Here is a 17,630-nt window from a genome sequence, read left to right on the forward strand (position 1 = left end):
CGACAAGCACAATGGGTTTTCGCAAAGGCACGAAAAACGGCCCCGCCGAAGCGGGACCGGAAGTTGCCGAGCCGCAACAGGCGGCTTCGGTTGCCTGATTATTCTATCACCTGCACCACGCGGTGGGTGCGGGGTTCGACAATCACGTGTTGATTGTTAATGACCGTATAGGCATATTTCGGATTGTCAGGCACCGGCGTCACGACGACGTCTGCCGGAAGCGGCTTGCCGACGACAATTGGTTCCTGGACGACCACGGAGGCGGTCGGGGCCGGCTGCTGCTGGACATAGGTGACGACCTCGCGCGGCGGCGGATCAACAACGGCACCGGCGACACCGCCGGCCACGCCGCCAATGGCAGCACCCACGGGGCCGCCGACGATTGCGCCGGTGATGGCGCCACCGGCTGCACCGGTCACGGCTCCGTCAGCCAGCGCATTGGTGGCGAGCGACGACAGCGCAAGGGCGCTGGAGACAAGTAGGATCTTGTACATTTTGCTTCTCCTTTGCTGGGGTTGCGCTTGGGTAACGACCGCGCCAATCCGAGGTTCCGGCAGGAGAGAGTCACGCTTTGGAAGGCCGGTTCACATTCTGTGAGGCGGCCGAAGCATTGATTATTCCAGCCGCCGGCGGAAGAGCCAGGCGGCGGCGCTGAGGGTGACGGCGGCAATCAGCGCCAGCGGGATCGTCTGGTTCACCACCTCGCTCAACGGGATATCCTTGAGGAAAACGCCTTTGACGATCACCAGGAAATAGCGCAGCGGATTAACGAGCGTTACCGGCTGCAGCCAGCCCGGCATGTTCTCGATCGGTGTCGCGAAGCCGGAGAGCAGCATGGCTGGGACCATGAACAGAAAGGCGCCGAGGATCGCCTGCTGCTGTGTCATCGACAGCGCCGAGATGAACAGGCCGAGGCCGGCGACCGAGCCCAAATAGAAGATTGCGCTGCCGTATAGCAGGAAGAGCGAGCCACGCAGCGGCACGTCGAAGAGGAAGACGGCGGCCAGGATATAGACGGTGATGTGGAAGAGGCCGATCATCATCGGCGGGATCAGTTTGCCGATCAGGATCTCGTGGATGCGCAGCGGCGAGACCATCAACTGGTCGAAGGTGCCGAGCTCGCGCTCGCGAGCGATCGACAGCGCCGTGACGATGAGGCCGATCAGCAGCGCGATGCTAGCGATCAGGTTCGGCACCATGAACCATTGATAGGTGAGGTTCGGGTTGAACCAGTTGCGCGGCACTGTCGAGACGATGTCGGCACCGGCGCGTTTGCCGGCCGGCGTCTCGGCGGCGAGGGCGGCGCCGATCTGCGAGAGATAGCCCGCGACGATCTGCGAGGCGTTGGAGCGGCGGCCGTCGAGCACCACCTGCAGGTCGGCCGGCGCTCCCGCCTCAATATTGCGCGAAAAGTCCGGGCCGATCTCAACGGCGGCAATGGCCGTCTGGTTGTCGATCGCCACCCGGACCTCCGCCTGGCTTCCTGCAATCTCGATTTTCCGGAAGGTCGGCGAGCCATCGATGCGCTCGATCAGTTCCTGGCCCCAGTGACCGCTGTCGCGGTTGAGGATCATCACGTCGACATTGCGGACTTCGAGCGTCGCCGCATAGGAGAAGACGAGAAGCTGGACGATCGGTGGGCCGATCAGGATGGCGCGGCCCTTGGGATCACGCAGGACGGCGAGCAGCTCCTTGACGATCAGGGCGTAGAGCCTTGTCCACATCTCAGCCGATCCTCTTTCTGGTGCTGCGGGCCGCCAGCACGAACATGATGGCGCCGATCGTCAGCATCACGCCGATTGCCTGCAGAAACATCGGCCAGATGTCGCCGGCGAGGAACACCGTCTGCAGGCTGGGGATCAGGTAGCGTGCCGGCACGATGAAGGTGATCCACTGGATCACGGTCGGCATGGAATTGATCTCGAAGAGGAAGCCAGACAGCAGGAAAGCAGGGAGAAAGGCCGAGATCAGCGCCAGCTGCGAGGCGAGGAACTGGTTCTTCGTGGCCGTCGAGATCAACAGGCCCTGGCCGAGGGCCGGGATCAGGAAAGCGGCCGACAGTGCGTAAAGAGCGGCGACGGAGCCGCGAAACGGCACGCCGAAGAGAAAGACCGCAAGCAGCACGCAGAGCGTCATCGAGGTGAGGCCGAGCAGGAAATAGGGCAGGATCTTGCCGGCGAGCAGTTCGACCGCCGTCACCGGTGTCGCCATCATCGCCTCCATTGTGCCCCGCTCCCATTCGCGGGCGACGACGAGCGAGGTCAGAAGCGTGCCGACCAGCGTCATGACGATGGCGATCGAGCCGGGCACGAGGAAATTGCGGCTGGTAAGTTCGGGGTTGAACCAGAAGCGCTGCTCGACCGAAATGGCGGGACTGTGGGAGGCGACGTCCGCCTGCCTCTGCCGCTCCCAGTTGGCAACAGTGCCTTGGGCATAATTCTGCACAAAATTCGCCGTGTTCGGTTCGGAGCCATCGACGATCACCTGGATACCGGGCCGGTTGCCGGCGGTGTAGCGCGTGGTGAAATCGGCGGGGATGACGACGATGCCGCGCAGCTTGCCGAGCACGAGGTCTTCCTCGAACAGACGCCGGTCGCGGCCGATGGCCACATCGAAATAGCGCGAGGCCTGGAAACTGGCCGACAGATCCTGCGTCAGCGGCGTCATCTCCTCGGTCACGAGGCCGATGCGGGTGCGGGTGGTATCGAGCGAGACGCCGTAGCCGAAGAGAAATAGCAGGATCAGCGGCAGCACGAAGGCGATGAGGATACTGCTCGGATCGCGGATCGCCTGGAAGCTTTCCTTGCGCACCAGAGCTGAAAGACGCCGAAGTTGACCGGAGGAGGCGCTCATGCGGCATCCTCCGCTTCCGATTGCTGTACGAGGGCGATGAAGGCGTCCTCCATCGTCGGGTCCGGCAGCTCCTTGGTCGCGACGCGGGCCTTCAATTCATCGGGCGAGCCGAGCGCGATCGAGCGGCCGCGATAGATCAGCGAGATGCGGTCGCAATATTCCGCCTCGTCCATGAAGTGGGTGGTGACGAGCACCGTGACGCCCTTTTCGACCAGCGCGTTGATATGCGTCCAGAATTCGCGTCGGGTGATCGGATCGACGCCGGAGGTCGGCTCGTCGAGGAAGAGGGCGCGCGGCTCGTGCATGACGGCGCAGGCGAGCGCCAACCGCTGTTTCAGGCCGAGTGGCAGGTCCTTGGCCGGCTGGCTGACATGGCGACCGAAATCGAAGATACTGGCCATGAGATCGATGCGCTCGCGCCGGTGTTTTCCGCGAAGGCCATAGACGCCGGAGAAGAATTCAAGGTTCTGCATGACGGTCAGATCGCCGTAGAGCGAGAATTTCTGCGCCATATAGCCGAGCTGGTTGCGGGCCTCGGCGGCATCGCGGCGAAGGTCGAAACCGGCAACGCGGCCTTCGCCGCCGGTCGGCTTCAGCAGGCCGCAGAGCATCTTGAAGGTGGTGGATTTGCCGGCGCCGTTCGGGCCGAGTAGGCCGAAGATTTCGCCGCGGCGGATATCGAAGCTGATATTGTCGGCAGCGGTGAAATCGCCGAAGCGCTTGGTCAGCCCCTTGGCCTCAATCACCGGCCGGTCGTCATCGCCCTTCGTCGGTTCTTGCGCCTCGGCCAGCCTCGAGCGGCCGCCAGGACCACCACCCAGCATGTCGATAAAAGCATCTTCGAAGCGCGGCGGGGCAGGGGTGAGCGTTGCGCCATCGCCGGCCGAGCCGATGTCCGGTTTCTTGTCCTTGGCGGCGACGAGGCGGATCGCTTCGCCCTGGATCACGCCGTCGATGACGCCATCGGCCTGCAGAAGCCCGGCGAGCACCTGCCGGCGGCGCCCTGTCATGCCCGAGACGCGGAAAACCCGGTCGCTGACGCGGCCGGTCAGGTCCGCCGGTTTTCCCGAAAAAAGCAGCTTTCCCTGGTTCAAGAGCAGCACATGGTCGCAGGCTTCAGCCTCGTCGAGATAGGCGGTCGACCAAAGGACGCCGATGCCTTCCTTCGTCAAGTTCTCGACCATCTTCCAGAGATCGCGGCGCGAGATCGGATCGACGCCGACGCCCGGCTCGTCGAGTAGCAGCAGCCGCGGCTTCTTCAGAAGCGCGCAGGCAAGGCCAAGCTTTTGCTTCATGCCGCCGGAGAGCTTGCCCGCCAGCCTGCCGGTGAAACGCTTGAGATCGGTGAAGGTCAGCAGCTCGTCGAAGGCGCTTGCGCGTTCGCTCTTCGGCAGGCCGCGCAGATCGGCATAGAGATCGAGGTTTTCCTGCACCGAAAGGTCCTCATAGAGACCGAAGCGCTGCGGCATGTAGCCGATCGCCGCCTGGATGCCGGCGGGGTTCTTGCGCGTGTCGAAGCCGAGAACCTCCATCGTTCCCGTGTCGGGCAGCATCAGGCCGGTCATCAGGCGGATCAGCGTCGTCTTGCCGGCGCCGTCAGGCCCGACGAGACCGGTGATTGCGCCGCCGCCGATCATGCCGGAGACGGCGTCAAGGGCGGCTGGCGCATCGCCGAAGCGCTTGGTGACACCGTCGATCCGGACGAGCGGCTTGTCGCCCCGGCCGGTCTCGGCGGCGGTCATTGTCCACCCGCCGTCGGCGTGGGAAAACGCACGGTGACCGGCATGCCCTGGCGCAGATCCGGGCCTGGCTTGTGGATGACGATCCTGAGGCGATAGACGAGGTCTGTCCTCAGCTCCGGCGTTTCCACCGATTTCGGAGTGAATTCGGCAACCGGCGAGATGAAGCCGATCGTGCCTTCATAGGGTTTGTCGGGCGCCGTATCGGAGGTGGCCGCAACCTTCATGCCGGGATGGATGCGGCCGAGATCGGGTTCGGCGACATAGGTGCGTACCCAGACGGGTTCTGTCAGCGACAACACGAAGACGGTGTCGGCGGGGGAAACGATGGCGCCGTTCTCGCGCACACGGGAGAGCATGACGCCGTCGTTTGGCGCGCGCAATTGGGTATCCTCCAGCGAGGTGCGGGCCGAGGCGAGTGTAGCCTGCGCCGCCTTCAACTGGGCGTCGGCAGCGGCGATATCCTCGACACGGGAGCCTTCCAGGAGCAGTTTCAACGCCTCGTTGGCGGAGTCGGAGCGTGCGGCGGCCATGGCCCGCGCAGCGGTCGCCTGATCAAGGCTTGCCTCGGAGATCGTGCCCTGCGGACGCAGCTGGCGGGCGCGATCATAGGCGAGGTTGGCATTGCGGAGATCGGCGATACTTTCGTCATAGGCGGCGCGCGCCTGGGCAATCTCTGTCGGTCGCGGACCGGCCTTCAGCTTGTCGAGCGTTGCCTGGAGGGCTGCGACATTGGCTTCGCCCGAGCGGACCGCAAATTCATAGGGTGCTGCATCGAGCTTTGCGAGAACGTCTCCGCTCTTGATGACGTCGCCTTCGTCGGCGTGGAGTTCAGCGAGACGGCCGCTGACACGGAAACCGAGCGAGACCTGACGGATATCGACATTGCCGTAAAGGACGAATTCACGGCTGGCCTCAGGCAACCAGCCGAGCTTTTGGGGCAGGGCGTACCACCAGGCGGCGGCACCTGCCGCAACGAGAAGAAGGATGGCGAGGGGAAGGATGCGTTTCATGCTGCACTTCCTTTCGATGCGCCGATGGCATCGACCAGTTCTGCAGCCAGGCCGCGCACGGTTTCCACCTGTTCCGGGCCGACGCCGTCCCACTGCATCTGGGCGAGCACGGCTGCATGGGCGACGCGAAAGACGAGGATGCTGCCGAGAAGTGTGAAGGTGCGCAGGCGCACATGTTCCGAGGCGGGATCCTCATGAAGGATGGCGCCGATCAGCCGCCGGCCCATCTCGATCATCGGCCGCATGAGGCCCTGATAGATCCGTGTGAAGGCTTCTGTCGGCTCCATCTGCTCGCGGATCAGGAAGCGCGCCCAGGATTCGGATTCCTTGCCGACAAACAGCGTCACCATGGTCTGCAAAATCTCGGTCAGGAAATGGCGAGCCTCCGCTTCACCAAGCGGTTTGCCGGCAGCGTCGAGCGCCAGCAGATGCGCGCCGACGTGCGCCCTCATGTCACCGACATGCGTATTGATCCGCATCATCAGATATTCGGCGGTGGCGATGTAGAGACCTTCCTTGCTGCCGAAATAATAGGGGATTGCCTGCAGGTTGACGCCGGCCGCTTCCGTGAGCTGGCGCGTCGAGGCGCCGTCGAAGCCATAGCGGCCGAAGACGTCGAGGGCGGTGGATAGCATCTTCTGACGCGCGATCTCGGCACGGGCGGAGGCCGGTGACTGGTTGTCGTGTTCTTGGGTCATGACAGTTTTATAACATTGACAAGAAAATAAGTCAATCGATTGATATATTTTTGGAGCGGATGCCTTCGCTGATGCAAGGGCAAGAAACGCAACATCTCGCATGGCTGGATGCGTGGCCTGATTGCGGATCGAGATGTGCCGTTCAGCGGTTCAGCGTCAATTCGGATCAGGGCGATCTCAGCTGCTCTGGAAAACGTTCGGAAACAAGGCAAAGAGACCCGTGGGAACGGGTCTCTCAGGGTTCTCGGGGTGGGAAGAGGAACCAAGCCTCGGGGTCGGCTGCTAACAGGTAGCGCTACAATATCGCTAATTTTCACGACACTAATATGTCTGGTGCCGACCGGCTGCAAAACAAAAAGCCCGCCACTTTTCGTGATCCCTGTGGCTATGTTTTGACACAAAACTGCCTTGCTCTTTCCGTATCGCCGGTACGATGCGTATTCAGATTTATATTATCGCGCTGCTGCTCAGTGCCATCATGTGGTCGATCTCATTCGATGCGGCGCGCGAATCCTATCATGCCGCGCAAAGCGCGGGCGTGATGCCGAACCTGCATATCAACAAGAAGCTGGATCGCATTTTGTAGACTGCGATACAGCATCCAGGCCATTGCCGATGTTGCGCACTCGGACCGCGGGCCGGGACCTCATTTTTTGTGCGTCTCAAGCCCTTCCGGACAGAAAATCAAATTTCGTAAAATTTGACCGATCCGCTTAAAAGCCCTGAAAATACTGATGTGTAGAGTGGTCTCATGAAAGCGACCGAAGCGTGGACAGACGCATCGATCGTTTGGAGCCGGGCAAACCGAAAGCCCGCCGATCCGCAAACGGGGACTTCAGCATGCACAGAACTCTTGCCGCCATCGCCTTGACCCTGACCATCACTGCCGCCGCCGAGCCGGCATTCGCCGTCGGCCCAGCAAGCCTTGCCCGCGACCTGATGTACACCTCCGCCATCGGCCATTCGCCCGAGGTTCCGTTGACGACCCGCGCCGGTTTCGTGCGCCCAGGCGTTCCTTTCGTCCTGCGCAGCCCGGCTACGGTCGAGGGCGAGGGCTACCGGCTCAAGACCTATTCGCAGAGCCTAACCGTTGTCGTCGGTTACGTGTTTTCGACGGCGGTCGAAGCCGTGCAGGCAGTTACGTTTCTTCGCTGATACCTAGCCAGATCTTAGGCCGATCAGGGCCTAAGATCATCCGCACCCAAAGCGCGTCGCATGTCGTTGTCGCAAAACCGCTACACACCCTTGCGCGACATCCGCTAGGCGTCGAGTTCGCCGCGCACATCGAGATACCAGTCGACGAAGGCCTTGACGCCGACCTCCAGGGTCGTATCCGGCTTGTAGCCCGTCAGCGCAACGAGCAGATCGGGGGCCGCGAAGGTGCGCGGCACGTCCCCCTTCTGCATCGCCAGCATCTTGCGAATGGCAGGACGGCCGAGCGCTTTTTCCACGGTTTCGACGAAATCCATCAGGCTGACCGGCTGGCCTCCGCCAATATTGACGACACGGAAGGGCGCCTGGCGCGAGAGCGTTTCGACAGTCGTGTTTTCGAGGCGATTTTCCTCGGATGGGACGACCGCCGATAGCCTGACGATCGCCTCGATGAGATCGTCTATATAGGTGAAGTCACGGCTCATGTTGCCTTCGCCGTAGATCTCGATCGGCTGGCCTTCAAGCATGTTCTTGGTGAATTTGAACAGCGCCATGTCGGGCCGGCCCCATGGGCCATAAACGGTGAAAAAGCGAAAAGCCGTGGTTGGAATCTTGTGAAGATGGGCATAGCTGTGCGCCATCAGTTCCATCGATTTCTTCGTCGCCGCATAGATGGTCAGCGGCTCGTCGGCGCGATCGGTCTCGTGAAAGGGGACGGTCGCATTGGCGCCATAGATCGATGATGTCGAGGCCAGCATCAGATGGCGGATTTCGACGCGCCGCGCAATTTCCATGATGTTCCACGAGCCTTCGACGTTCGAACGAAGATAGGCTTCTGGATTTTCCAGGCTGTAGCGCACGCCGGCCTGTGCGGCGAGATGAATCAGGATATCGGGCTTGGCCGCCAGAACCGCCGCTTCCAGCGCTGGCCGGTCCTCGAGCATGGCGATGACGGGTCTGAAGGCCGGAAACTGGGAGAGTGCGGCATGGCGCATCTCCTTGAGCTTGACGTTGTAATAGGGAGTGAGTCCATCAAAGCCTGTGACGTCATGCCCTTCCTGCAGCAGGCGCCTGGCCAGATGAAAACCGATAAAGCCGGCAGTCCCTGTAATGAAGTAGCGCATTCCCACCTTTTCTCGGCTCCCTGCTGACGGCAAAGAGCCGATTCCGTATCAAGTGACCCCACTTACAAGATAAAAAGAGGCCGAGTCGATAGGCCTTTGAAAGAGAAGGCCACAGCACTGTCCATACTGTCGGCGGCCTGTCCGCCGCTGCCTTGCCGGATGAGGGCGAGACTATCGATAACGTCTGCAGGTCAGCCGCAACTCTCGGCCGTTATGCTGCATTGCAACATGTTTGCTTGCATGTTATGGCCGGCCGGTCGTCTGCAAGCAGGTCAGGATCGATGAGAGACATAATTTATTGGATTCTCTGCGCGTTTCTGACCGTTGCCATCGCCATCGTGTCGCTACGCTATGTCACGAACTTTTGGCTTCTGTCCTTCGTCTACAGCTTTCAGGTTCACCTCGGTATCGTGTTTGTCGCCGCCAGCCTCATCATTCTGGCCATCAAGAGACAGATTTACGGCTTCATCCTTCTGCTTGCTTCGCTTCTTCTCGTCGCTCACGGCGTCATCATGCTGCGCGAGTTCTCGGAGGGCGACAGAGGCACCGACAGGCCGCCGCTTTTTCGTCTGATGTCGTTCAACATCGCGATCGACAACTGGAAAAACTCGACTGAAATCACCGACATGGTGATCGCGTCGAATGCCGACGTCGTCAATCTGCTCGAAGCCAAGCCGCTGACGTTCCACCTGCAGCAATTGTTCAAGGCCTATCCCTACCATATCGGTTGCGATGCCGGGAAGGATACATGCGATACGCTGGTGCTCTCCAAACGCCCATTCGTCAGCCGGCAGGTCGCAAGCATGGGCAGTCTTCGAAAAAACAGGCTTGTTATAGCAAGCGTCGACTTCGGCGGCGAGACCATCAATCTGGTTTCGGCGCACCTGACCAAACCATATTTCGACGATTTCCAGATGGCTGAATTGGAAGATCTCGGGAAAGCGCTTGGCTCGATCGACGGGCCTCTGGTGCTGTCAGGTGATTTCAACTCCTCGGCGATCGCCCCGAGCATCCAGGGTTTCCTGCGCGAGCAGAAGCTGAAAACGATCACGCCAGAACCGGCAACATGGCCGATCGGCGCCGGCGCGCTCGGGATCGCCATCGACCACATATTTGCGCGGGCGCCGATTCATCTGACATCGCTGAAACGTCTCGACGACAATCTCGGCTCGAACCATTCGGGCCTGGTCGCCGACTTCGTTCTCGACAAGGACGGCGAAACTTCACCGGCAAAATGATTTTGCCTGGGCAAGGAAATCTCGCGGGGCTACAACTCAGAATCTGGTTCGGCCGCCTTTTTTGTCGATCATCTGAAACCTCTTGCCGTCGGTCTTCACGTTGACGCAATCGGTCTTCTTGCTGGGGAACAGGACGCACACCTGGCCATTGGTTATCTTGTAGCCATTCTTATTGCCGTCGCGATATTCGTAGCCGTTCTTGGCTTCTTTCAGTTCGGACGTACCGGGCAGGTGCTGGCGAATTTCCGACTCGTTTGCGGTTCGCATGCTTGCCGTTTCGGCAAACGCCATTCCCGGCACCATGATTGCAAGGAATCCGGCGAGGACGGGCAAGGTACGCATCAGGGGGATATCTCCGGTCATGTCTGTCGGTACATCCATTCTACGAGAACCCCAAGAGGAAATTCAACAGTGAGGATGGTCGCGCCGGAAAGGCCCGACCATCGCTCCGGCTGCGATTTACGTTCTTCCAAACTCATCGACGATACGGATGATGTCGTCCTCGCCGAGATAGGAGCCCGTCTGAACCTCGATGAGCTCGAGAAGAATCTTGCCGGGGTTGGCGAGGCGGTGGACTTCGCCGAGCGGGATGTAGACGCTTTCGTTCTCGCGCAGCATCCGCACGTTCTCGCCGACCGTCACCTCAGCCGTTCCCTTGACGACGATCCAGTGTTCGGAACGATGGTGGTGTTTTTGCAGCGAGAGCTTCTTGCCCGGCGTGACGAAGATACGCTTCACCTGGAAGCGGTCGCCGTTGAAGATCGAGGTATAGCCGCCCCAGGGGCGATAGGATGTGGGATGGGTTTCGGTGAATTTCGCGGTAGTGGAAGAAGACGCCAGCATCTTGACCAATTGTCCGACATTCTGGCTGTCTTTGAGCGGTCCGACATAGACGGCGTCCTCGCTGGCGATAACGGCGACACCCTCCATGCCCTGGACGGCAAGATGCACACCACGGGTCATGACGAGCGAATTGCGGGTATTGACGACGGTGGTGTTTGCGGCGGCGACATTGCCGTTGTCGTCGCGGGCGCCTGATTTCCAGACAGAATCCCAGCTGCCCATGTCCGACCATTTGAACGGCGAGGGGACGACGGCTGCCTTGGCGGTCTTTTCCATGATCGCATAATCGATGGAGATATCGGGGCTCTTGGCGAAATGGTCGGCGTCGAGACGGGTGAAATCAAGGTCGCGGCTCGCCTTCGAAACGGCCTTGCTGGCCGCCTTCAGCACATCGGGTGCATATTCCTGCAGTTCGGCGATAAGTTCCGTCACCGGGAACATGAAGATGCCCGAGTTCCAGTAGAAGCCGCCGTCGGCGAGCATCTGCTCGGCCTTCTCAAGTGCCGGCTTTTCGACAAAGCGCTTGACCTTGTGCGCACCGTTTTTGAGGGCATCGCCGATCTCGATATAGCCGTAGCCTGTCGCCGGCTCAGTCGGGTTGATGCCGAAAGTGACGAGGCTGCCGTCGGCAGCGGCATCGCGGGCGATGCGGATGCAATCGAAATAGCTCTTGTCGGCGAGAATTTCGTGATCCGAGGCGAGCATCTGGATGATGGTGCCCTTGCCGAACAGCTCGCCAGCGAGCGTTGCAGCGGCGGCCACTGCTGCGGCTGTGTTGCGTGCGACCGGTTCGAGCAGGACGGCGGCGAGCGGGATGGCAAGCTCGCGTGCCTGCTCGGCGACCAGGAAGCGGAATTCCTCATTGGTGACGACGATCGGGGCTTCATAGAGCTCGGGATCGGAAACGCGTTCAAGAGTTTCCTGAAACAGCGTCTTGTCGCCGACGAACTGGATGAATTGTTTCGGTGCGGTGGCACGGGAAAGCGGCCAGAGCCGCGTGCCTTTGCCTCCGGCCATGATCACGGGAACGATTTTCTGCGTCATAGGCGGGTTCCTTGAAGTAAACGGCTTGTTGGTCGCATGTTACCGGGCGCCTGCCCAGTCTGTTATTCGGTTGAGCCCTGTATTCAGCAGCTCCAGGGCTGCAGCTTCGCTGCCGGCCTCCGTGTAGCAGCGCATTTCCGGGGCATTGCCGGACGGACGGAAATGAATGATCCGGCCATCTCTCAGCGTCACCCGAAGTCCGTCGATGTCGGATTTCGTCGCCACCTCGCCGATCGGCTGCAGGAAAGCCGAGAGATTTTCGTCCGAAGCACGCAGATGCTCCATCAGCGCGGCACTCGTCTCCAGCGGAAAATTCTCCAGGCGGTCGGCGGCGGCAAAGGGCAGCTGATAGGAGGCGGCAACGGCCGAAAGCGGCTGCTTGCGGATGGCTGCGAGCGACAGGATCGCGAGCATCGGGATAAAACAATCGCGTGTCGGCAAGGCACGTACGTTCCGGCCGTTGATATCAAAGGCGGTTGCGGTCAGCAGCCCGCCATTGGCTTCAAAGCCCATGACATGATCCTTGCCAGCCGCCACGGCCTCTTCCATGCCTGAAATGACGAAGGGTGAGCCGACGCGGGTGCGCCGGACGGCGAAAGAGCCCGCGGCCTCGATGCCGGAATTGGAGGTAACCGGTGTCACCACCGTGCCGGCGCCGAGGAAATTGGCTGCCACAAGGCCGAGAAGGTCACCGCGCAACGGCGTGCCGGTTTCGTCTGCGACCAGCGGACGGTCGCCGTCGCCATCGGTCGAGACGATCGCATCGAACTTGTGCTCGGACACCCAGCGCTTCATCAGCGTGATCGTCTCGTCTGAAACGGCTTCGGTGTCGACGGGAATGAAACTCTCCGAACGTCCAAGAGCGGTGATCTCGGCGCCGTAATGGGCGAGAACATCAACCAGCAGGTCGCGGGCGACGCTGCTGTGCTGGTAGACACCGATCTTCATGTCGGACAGCGCGCCCTGCGGAAGCAGGGCTGCATTGCGTTCGAAAAAGAGCTGCCGGCAGATCGCTTCATGCTCCTCCGTCTCGGCTGGCGCCTGCGCCACCGTTTCACCGGTTCGCTCGATCTCGGCCGCCAATGCGGTGATAGCAGCCTCGTCCGATTTGTCGATCTCACCATCCGGGCGATAGAATTTGATGCCGTTGCGGTCCGCCGGAATATGCGAGCCCGTAACCATCAGGCATGCGGCCTTGCTGTCGAGGCCATAGAGGGCAAGGGCGGGCGTGGGGACGGTGCCACAGTCGAAGATCCGGAAGCCGAGCGCGGCAAGCGCACCGGCACAATTTCCCGAGATTTCAGGGCTCGAATCGCGAAAATCGCGGCCGATCAGAATGACGTCGCCGGCCCGCGCCTTGCCGGTCTGCAGCAGATATTTGCCGAACGCGGTGGCGTAGAGGGCAGAGGCGCGTCCCTTGAGGTCGACTGAAAGTCCGCGAAGGCCGCTCGTGCCGAATTTCATGGGAAGACAGGGCTCCGATTTCACGATCAAAGTTCTACTCAGGCCGCCTGCCGGCGTAAATACCAAAGCCATCATATAGTTAAATACGGACGACGATGCCTCGGACAGCCTCTCGCAATCTTCTCTCACCGAATTCTGAAGGTGTAGACGCATTGCCGCGCCGGCAGGCATTGCAGCGTAGATCGATTTTGTTAGAACCGTGTGTCCGTTGTTTCGTCCTATGCGAAGGATTTTCCTAGATGAGCGATACATCCGTCAGTCTCGAGGAGAGCTGGAAGGCCGCGCTGGAGGGGGAGTTTTCAAGCCCCTACATGCAACAGCTCAAATCCTTCCTCGTCGCGCAGAAAGAGGTCGGCAAGCGGATTTTCCCCAAGGGCAGCGAATATTTCCGCGCCCTCGATCTGACGCCGATCTCCAACGTCAAGACCGTCATCCTCGGCCAGGACCCGTATCATGGACTCGGGCAAGCCCATGGGCTGTGTTTCAGTGTCCGGCCGGGCGTGCGCATACCGCCCTCGCTGGTCAATATCTACAAGGAGATGGAGACGGATCTTGGCATAGCGCCGGCACGTCACGGTTTTCTCGAACATTGGGCAAAGCAGGGCGTACTCCTGCTGAACAGCGTGCTGACCGTCGAGGAAGGGCAGGCGGCTGCTCATCAGGGCAAGGGGTGGGAACGCTTCACCGACGCCGTCATCCGCAAGGTCAACGATGAATGCGAATCCGTAGTCTTCATGCTGTGGGGTTCCTATGCCCAACGCAAGGCCGCCTTTGTCGATACGACGCGGCATCTCGTGCTCCGGGCCCCGCATCCTTCGCCGCTTTCGGCCCATAACGGGTTCTTTGGCTGCGGGCATTTTTCGAAGGCGAATGCCTTCCTGCAGTCGCGCGGACGTGCGCCGATCGACTGGCAATTGCCGGCCGATCCCCATGGGGTGTAGGTGTGAACGGACTTTGTCGTTCGTTCACTAAAAGAAGACAATGCGTTTTGGTCTACGGGTCTGTTCGACGGGAGTTTCAACGCGCATCTTAGCCTCATCGAAAGCCCGCAACGGCGGGTATGAAAGGGGTTTGACATGCTCGATCAGATCAAGGGTCTGCACCACGTCACGTCGATGGCGCAGGATGCCCGCACCAACAACCAGTTTTTTACCAATGCGCTCGGCCTGCGACGCGTCAAGAAGACGGTGAATTTCGACGCGCCGGATGTCTATCACCTCTATTATGGTGACGAGACCGGTGCGCCCGGCACGGTCATGACCTATTTTCCGTTCCCGAAGATGGCGCAGGGCCGTCCCGGTACCGGCGAAGTTGGCACGACGGTGTTTTCCGTCCCGCAAGGCTCGCTCGGCTTCTGGAGCGATCGCTTTGCCGCGCTTGGTGTCAACGGCCTTAAGGCTGAGGAAAGTTTCGGCGAAAAACGGCTGAACTTCTCCGGCCCCGATGGCGATGGCTTCGCGCTCGTCGAAGTCAAGGATGACGCCCGCCAGCCCTGGACACATGGCGGCATCAACGAAGACCATGCCATTTACGGCTTCCACTCCGTCGCCATGCGGCTGAGGGACGAAGGTGCTACGGCCGAACTCCTGAAATTCATGGGTTACGAGGTCGCCGAGGAAAGGGACGGCGTCAAGCGGCTGATCAAGCCCTCCGGCAATGGCGCACATCTCATCGATCTCGAGACCATGCCGAACATTGCCCGGGCCCTTCCGGGCGCCGGCTCCGTCCACCATGTCGCCTTCGCCGTCGAAAACCGTGAGAAGCAACTCGAAGTGCGCAAAGCGCTGATGGACACCGGTTATCAGGTCACGCCGGTGATCGACCGCGATTATTTCTGGGCGATCTATTTCCGCACGCCGGGCGGCGTGCTGTTCGAGGTCGCGACCAATGAGCCCGGCTTCGACCGCGACGAGGATACGGCCCATCTTGGCGAAGCCCTGAAACTGCCGCAACAGCACGCCCATCTTCGCGCGCTGCTCGAGCAGCATCTGCAGCCGCTCGAAGTGTGAGGATAGGCGATATGACCGAAACCGGATATGTGCACCGGCTGCATGCCGGTGCACCTGATAAACCCATCTTGCTGGTGCTGCACGGCACCGGCGGCGACGAGAACCAGTTCTTCGACTTCGGCCGGCGCCTGCTGCCTGAAGCGACGATTCTCTCGCCGCGCGGCGATGTTTCCGAACACGGCGCGGCGCGCTTCTTTCGCCGCACCGGGGAGGGGGTCTACGACATGCCCGATCTCTCACGAGCGACGGAGAAGATGGCCGCCTACGTCAAGGCATTCGCTGACGAGTACCAGGCTTCCCATATTCTCGGCCTGGGTTTTTCGAACGGCGCAAATATTCTTGCCAATGTCCTGATCGAGAAGGGTATCTTCGATGCCGCGGTTCTGATGCACCCGCTCATTCCGTTTCAACCCGAAGCCCAGTCGACGCTCGCGGGAAGAAAGGTGCTGATGACGGCCGGGCAGCGAGACCCGATCGCGCCCGTCTCCATGACAGAGGCGCTGTCCGAACATCTGAAAAACCGAGGGGCGGAGATCACGGTGGTCTGGCATCCCGGCGGTCACGAGATCGCGCCGCTCGAGATCAATGCGGTCCGCGATTTTCTCGGCGGTTATTGACGGCGTGCACCGTCGGTCGGCTGGAAACTGGTTTGCGGGACCGGCGAATGCCGGTCCCGCATCTTTGCTGAAACAAGGATTCTATCGTCGTGATCGATAGGACATTAGGGGCGAGGAGGATATTTGCCCCTGATTGCCTTCATGTAGAAATTTCCCGGTGATTCCGCCATCGTCAACCCGACGACGACGCCCTTGGGAACGCCTTCATATTCTCGCCTCTGACCGTTGGTCAGATAGACCCGTAGATGCCGGCTGTCTTCGTCGTAGGTGATCGCCTCGATAAGTTTCGAATCAACCGCAGTTTCCACTTTGCACCCCGCAATTTTGGATCTGAGATTCCTGATCAAGAAATGTCATTCACACTCGCAACGCGCCATCATTATGCTGCGCCGCGGGGGCGTCAAGCATCATCTTCTTTAACGTTCATTTTTTCCTGATGGCTATCGTTATGGTTGATTTTTACAGCTTTTTCGAAGGTGTGGCCTGTGGAAATCCGATACCTGTGGCTCCTCCATTTGGGGAATATTAGCCGATAACGTCGCGAGAAACGCTATAATCGCCGGTTTAACGCCGGATTAACCATCATATAGCAAATTATAGCGTAATATTAACCGCGGCACCCTCCCAAGTATGAATGATTACATCCGCAAGGCGGGGCGTGACCTCGCCGCTGCAAGGGCCAATATCGGCGTTGCCGAGTCGCGGGCGCTGCACGCTCAGGTGAAGACCACGCAGGAGACTCTTGCGCTTTCAATCGGGAGCTACAAGGATGGGCAATCCTCCTTGCTTGATGTGCTGGATGCGCAGCGTTCGGTCGCGACCAGTCAGGCGAAGCTGGCGCAGGCGGTGCAGCAAATGGCGAGGGACTATGTCACTCTGAATGTGGCAATTGGTTCGGGCATAACTTCGGTGGGGCCGCGATCAGGCCAAATTCTTATGGACACTGAGCCTCATGCCGTTGCAGCGATGGATAAGAGATGGATTGTTTCCGACAACCCGCCATTCGGTCGGGTCTCATAAATGGGTTCCATGTTTGACTATCTAGCGCCGTGGCGACAACAGATACCGATACTGGCTGGCAACCGTAAAAGACGCGCTCGGCTGACGTTTGCCGAAGGCGAATTCGCTGCGGTCTACGCGATGAGCGATGTTCACGGATGTTACAAAGAACTCGTCGAGGCACATCGCCGCATCGAGGAGGATGCCGCGCGCATTCCGGGGCCGAAGCTCATCGTCATGCTCGGCGATTATGTCGATCGCGGGCCGGATTCGAGCGCGGTGCTGGAATTCCTGAGCAGGACCCCGCCGCCGGGGTTTCAACGTTTCGTCCTGTGCGGCAATCATGACGCGGAGCTGGTGAATCTCTATCGCAGACCGGCGCGCATTCTTGAATGGCTCGGCTTTGCCGGAACGGAGACGCTGCACTCATACGGTATCGATATCGAGCATCTGCTGCAGTCGGCGGCCGGAAGCGAAACAATCGCCCGCGTCATTCGCAATATGATACCCGAGCGGCATATCCAATTTCTCGAATCGCTGCCGGTCATGCTGCGGATGGGAAGGATCCTCTTCGTTCATGCGGGCATCAGGCCGGGCATCGACCTCAAGAGGCAGAAAGACAGCGACCTCATGTGGATCCGTCAGCCCTTCCTGGATGAAGGGCCGCAGCTTCCTGTCCTGGTGATCCACGGCCATACCCCGGCGCGAATCCCGACATTCGGTCCGCAACGCATCGGCATCGACACTGCGGTTTCGGCGACCGGCCGGCTGACCGTGCTGACGATAAAGGGAACGCGGGTCGGAATTCTTTAATTCGGCGAGCATGGTGTCGTCCGA

18 protein-coding genes and 1 pseudogene are annotated in these 17,630 nt (G+C 60.3%); 8 read left to right on the forward strand and 11 right to left on the reverse strand.

What is annotated here, in order from left to right; translation table 11 throughout:
- Positions 1–98: 98 nt before the first annotated feature.
- The 6 genes from HX899_RS10050 to HX899_RS10075 form a co-directional block, all read right to left on the reverse strand.
- Positions 99–494, reverse strand: coding sequence for a DUF1236 domain-containing protein (locus HX899_RS10050; RefSeq protein WP_003542187.1), 396 nt, complete (start codon positions 492–494; stop codon positions 99–101).
- 120 nt (positions 495–614) lie between these two features.
- Positions 615–1,724, reverse strand: coding sequence for an ABC transporter permease (locus HX899_RS10055; protein ID WP_138330248.1), 1,110 nt, complete (start codon positions 1,722–1,724; stop codon positions 615–617).
- 1 nt (position 1,725) lies between these two features.
- Complete coding sequence (locus tag HX899_RS10060) at positions 1,726–2,853, reverse strand: ABC transporter permease (protein ID WP_138386826.1); 1,128 nt, start codon at positions 2,851–2,853, stop codon at positions 1,726–1,728.
- Entirely contained in the window at positions 2,850–4,595 is a 1,746-nt protein-coding gene (locus tag HX899_RS10065) for an ATP-binding cassette domain-containing protein (protein WP_181292368.1), read from the reverse strand. Before HX899_RS10065 ends, HX899_RS10060 begins: the two co-directional genes overlap by 4 nt.
- Complete coding sequence (gene hlyD / locus HX899_RS10070; RefSeq protein ID WP_181292369.1) at positions 4,592–5,605, reverse strand: secretion protein HlyD; 1,014 nt, start codon at positions 5,603–5,605, stop codon at positions 4,592–4,594. Before hlyD ends, HX899_RS10065 begins: the two co-directional genes overlap by 4 nt.
- Positions 5,602–6,303, reverse strand: coding sequence for a CerR family C-terminal domain-containing protein (locus HX899_RS10075; protein ID WP_181292370.1), 702 nt, complete (start codon positions 6,301–6,303; stop codon positions 5,602–5,604). The genes hlyD and HX899_RS10075 overlap by 4 nt, the downstream gene beginning before the upstream one ends.
- A 433-nt stretch (positions 6,304–6,736) precedes the next feature.
- Here HX899_RS10075 and HX899_RS10080 point away from each other — a divergent pair, with 433 nt between their 5' ends.
- Both HX899_RS10080 and HX899_RS10085 read left to right on the forward strand, forming a co-directional pair.
- On the forward strand, positions 6,737–6,889 hold the full coding sequence (locus HX899_RS10080) for a hypothetical protein (protein ID WP_003542181.1): 153 nt from the start codon (positions 6,737–6,739) through the stop codon (positions 6,887–6,889).
- 182 nt (positions 6,890–7,071) lie between these two features.
- Positions 7,072–7,458 (forward strand): hypothetical protein, encoded by a 387-nt coding sequence (locus HX899_RS10085; protein ID WP_171598518.1) that lies wholly within the window; start codon positions 7,072–7,074, stop codon positions 7,456–7,458.
- A 104-nt stretch (positions 7,459–7,562) separates the two neighbouring features.
- Here HX899_RS10085 and HX899_RS10090 read toward each other — a convergent pair whose 3' ends face one another.
- Positions 7,563–8,579: an NAD-dependent epimerase/dehydratase family protein gene (locus tag HX899_RS10090; protein ID WP_171598517.1), complete on the reverse strand. Its 1,017-nt coding sequence runs from the start codon at positions 8,577–8,579 to the stop codon at positions 7,563–7,565.
- 281 nt (positions 8,580–8,860) lie between these two features.
- Here HX899_RS10090 and HX899_RS10095 point away from each other — a divergent pair, with 281 nt between their 5' ends.
- A complete protein-coding gene (locus HX899_RS10095) occupies positions 8,861–9,817 on the forward strand; it encodes an endonuclease/exonuclease/phosphatase family protein (RefSeq protein WP_181292371.1) in 957 nt (318 codons plus the stop codon).
- A gap of 36 nt (positions 9,818–9,853) precedes the next feature.
- On the opposite strand, the gene HX899_RS10100 is transcribed toward HX899_RS10095, so the two are convergent.
- The 3 genes from HX899_RS10100 to HX899_RS10110 form a co-directional block, all read right to left on the reverse strand.
- Positions 9,854–10,159, reverse strand: coding sequence for a hypothetical protein (locus HX899_RS10100; RefSeq protein ID WP_026157454.1), 306 nt, complete (start codon positions 10,157–10,159; stop codon positions 9,854–9,856).
- Between the two features lie 117 nt (positions 10,160–10,276).
- On the reverse strand, positions 10,277–11,704 hold the full coding sequence (locus tag HX899_RS10105) for a mannose-1-phosphate guanylyltransferase/mannose-6-phosphate isomerase (protein ID WP_181292372.1): 1,428 nt from the start codon (positions 11,702–11,704) through the stop codon (positions 10,277–10,279).
- A 39-nt stretch (positions 11,705–11,743) separates the two neighbouring features.
- Positions 11,744–13,168: a phosphomannomutase gene (locus HX899_RS10110; RefSeq protein WP_181292373.1), complete on the reverse strand. Its 1,425-nt coding sequence runs from the start codon at positions 13,166–13,168 to the stop codon at positions 11,744–11,746.
- A gap of 239 nt (positions 13,169–13,407) precedes the next feature.
- Here HX899_RS10110 and ung point away from each other — a divergent pair, with 239 nt between their 5' ends.
- The 3 genes from ung (at position 13,408) to HX899_RS10125 (ending at position 15,794) form a co-directional block, all read left to right on the forward strand.
- Positions 13,408–14,109, forward strand: a complete 702-nt coding sequence (gene ung, locus HX899_RS10115) for a uracil-DNA glycosylase (protein ID WP_138330256.1) — start codon at positions 13,408–13,410, stop codon at positions 14,107–14,109.
- A gap of 135 nt (positions 14,110–14,244) precedes the next feature.
- Positions 14,245–15,177, forward strand: coding sequence for a VOC family protein (locus tag HX899_RS10120; RefSeq protein WP_138330257.1), 933 nt, complete (start codon positions 14,245–14,247; stop codon positions 15,175–15,177).
- 11 nt (positions 15,178–15,188) lie between these two features.
- A complete protein-coding gene (locus HX899_RS10125; protein WP_180195049.1) occupies positions 15,189–15,794 on the forward strand; it encodes an alpha/beta hydrolase in 606 nt (201 codons plus the stop codon).
- A 104-nt stretch (positions 15,795–15,898) separates the two neighbouring features.
- Here HX899_RS10125 and HX899_RS10130 read toward each other — a convergent pair whose 3' ends face one another.
- A complete protein-coding gene (locus HX899_RS10130; protein ID WP_003542164.1) occupies positions 15,899–16,141 on the reverse strand; it encodes a KTSC domain-containing protein in 243 nt (80 codons plus the stop codon).
- 358 nt (positions 16,142–16,499) lie between these two features.
- Here HX899_RS10130 and HX899_RS10135 point away from each other — a divergent pair.
- Both HX899_RS10135 and HX899_RS10140 read left to right on the forward strand, forming a co-directional pair.
- Positions 16,500–16,814: pseudogene (locus tag HX899_RS10135) on the forward strand (TolC family protein); the annotation flags it as partial.
- Entirely contained in the window at positions 16,815–17,606 is a 792-nt protein-coding gene (locus HX899_RS10140) for a metallophosphoesterase family protein (protein WP_181292375.1), read from the forward strand.
- The last annotated feature ends 24 nt before the right edge of the window (positions 17,607–17,630 follow it).

Origin of the sequence: Rhizobium sp. WYCCWR 11146 (genome assembly GCF_013591995.1) — a bacterium.
GTDB classification, from domain to species: Bacteria; Pseudomonadota; Alphaproteobacteria; order Rhizobiales; family Rhizobiaceae; genus Rhizobium; species Rhizobium indicum.

What these genes read in the sequence shown, in the direction of transcription:
- HX899_RS10050 (WP_003542187.1), bottom strand. Translation starts at nt 494, where the DNA reads ATGTACAAGATCCTACTTGTCTCCAGCGCCCTTGCGCTGTCGTCGCTC.
- HX899_RS10055 (WP_138330248.1), bottom strand. Translation starts at nt 1,724, where the DNA reads ATGTGGACAAGGCTCTACGCCCTGATCGTCAAGGAGCTGCTCGCCGTC.
- HX899_RS10060 (WP_138386826.1), bottom strand. Translation starts at nt 2,853, where the DNA reads ATGAGCGCCTCCTCCGGTCAACTTCGGCGTCTTTCAGCTCTGGTGCGC.
- HX899_RS10065 (WP_181292368.1), bottom strand. Translation starts at nt 4,595, where the DNA reads ATGACCGCCGCCGAGACCGGCCGGGGCGACAAGCCGCTCGTCCGGATC.
- hlyD (WP_181292369.1), bottom strand. Translation starts at nt 5,605, where the DNA reads ATGAAACGCATCCTTCCCCTCGCCATCCTTCTTCTCGTTGCGGCAGGT.
- HX899_RS10075 (WP_181292370.1), bottom strand. Translation starts at nt 6,303, where the DNA reads ATGACCCAAGAACACGACAACCAGTCACCGGCCTCCGCCCGTGCCGAG.
- HX899_RS10080 (WP_003542181.1), top strand. Translation starts at nt 6,737, where the DNA reads ATGCGTATTCAGATTTATATTATCGCGCTGCTGCTCAGTGCCATCATG.
- HX899_RS10090 (WP_171598517.1), bottom strand. Translation starts at nt 8,579, where the DNA reads ATGCGCTACTTCATTACAGGGACTGCCGGCTTTATCGGTTTTCATCTG.
- HX899_RS10095 (WP_181292371.1), top strand. Translation starts at nt 8,861, where the DNA reads ATGAGAGACATAATTTATTGGATTCTCTGCGCGTTTCTGACCGTTGCC.
- HX899_RS10100 (WP_026157454.1), bottom strand. Translation starts at nt 10,159, where the DNA reads ATGCGTACCTTGCCCGTCCTCGCCGGATTCCTTGCAATCATGGTGCCG.
- HX899_RS10105 (WP_181292372.1), bottom strand. Translation starts at nt 11,704, where the DNA reads ATGACGCAGAAAATCGTTCCCGTGATCATGGCCGGAGGCAAAGGCACG.
- HX899_RS10110 (WP_181292373.1), bottom strand. Translation starts at nt 13,168, where the DNA reads ATGAAATTCGGCACGAGCGGCCTTCGCGGACTTTCAGTCGACCTCAAG.
- ung (WP_138330256.1), top strand. Translation starts at nt 13,408, where the DNA reads ATGAGCGATACATCCGTCAGTCTCGAGGAGAGCTGGAAGGCCGCGCTG.
- HX899_RS10120 (WP_138330257.1), top strand. Translation starts at nt 14,245, where the DNA reads ATGCTCGATCAGATCAAGGGTCTGCACCACGTCACGTCGATGGCGCAG.
- HX899_RS10125 (WP_180195049.1), top strand. Translation starts at nt 15,189, where the DNA reads ATGACCGAAACCGGATATGTGCACCGGCTGCATGCCGGTGCACCTGAT.
- HX899_RS10140 (WP_181292375.1), top strand. Translation starts at nt 16,815, where the DNA reads ATGGGTTCCATGTTTGACTATCTAGCGCCGTGGCGACAACAGATACCG.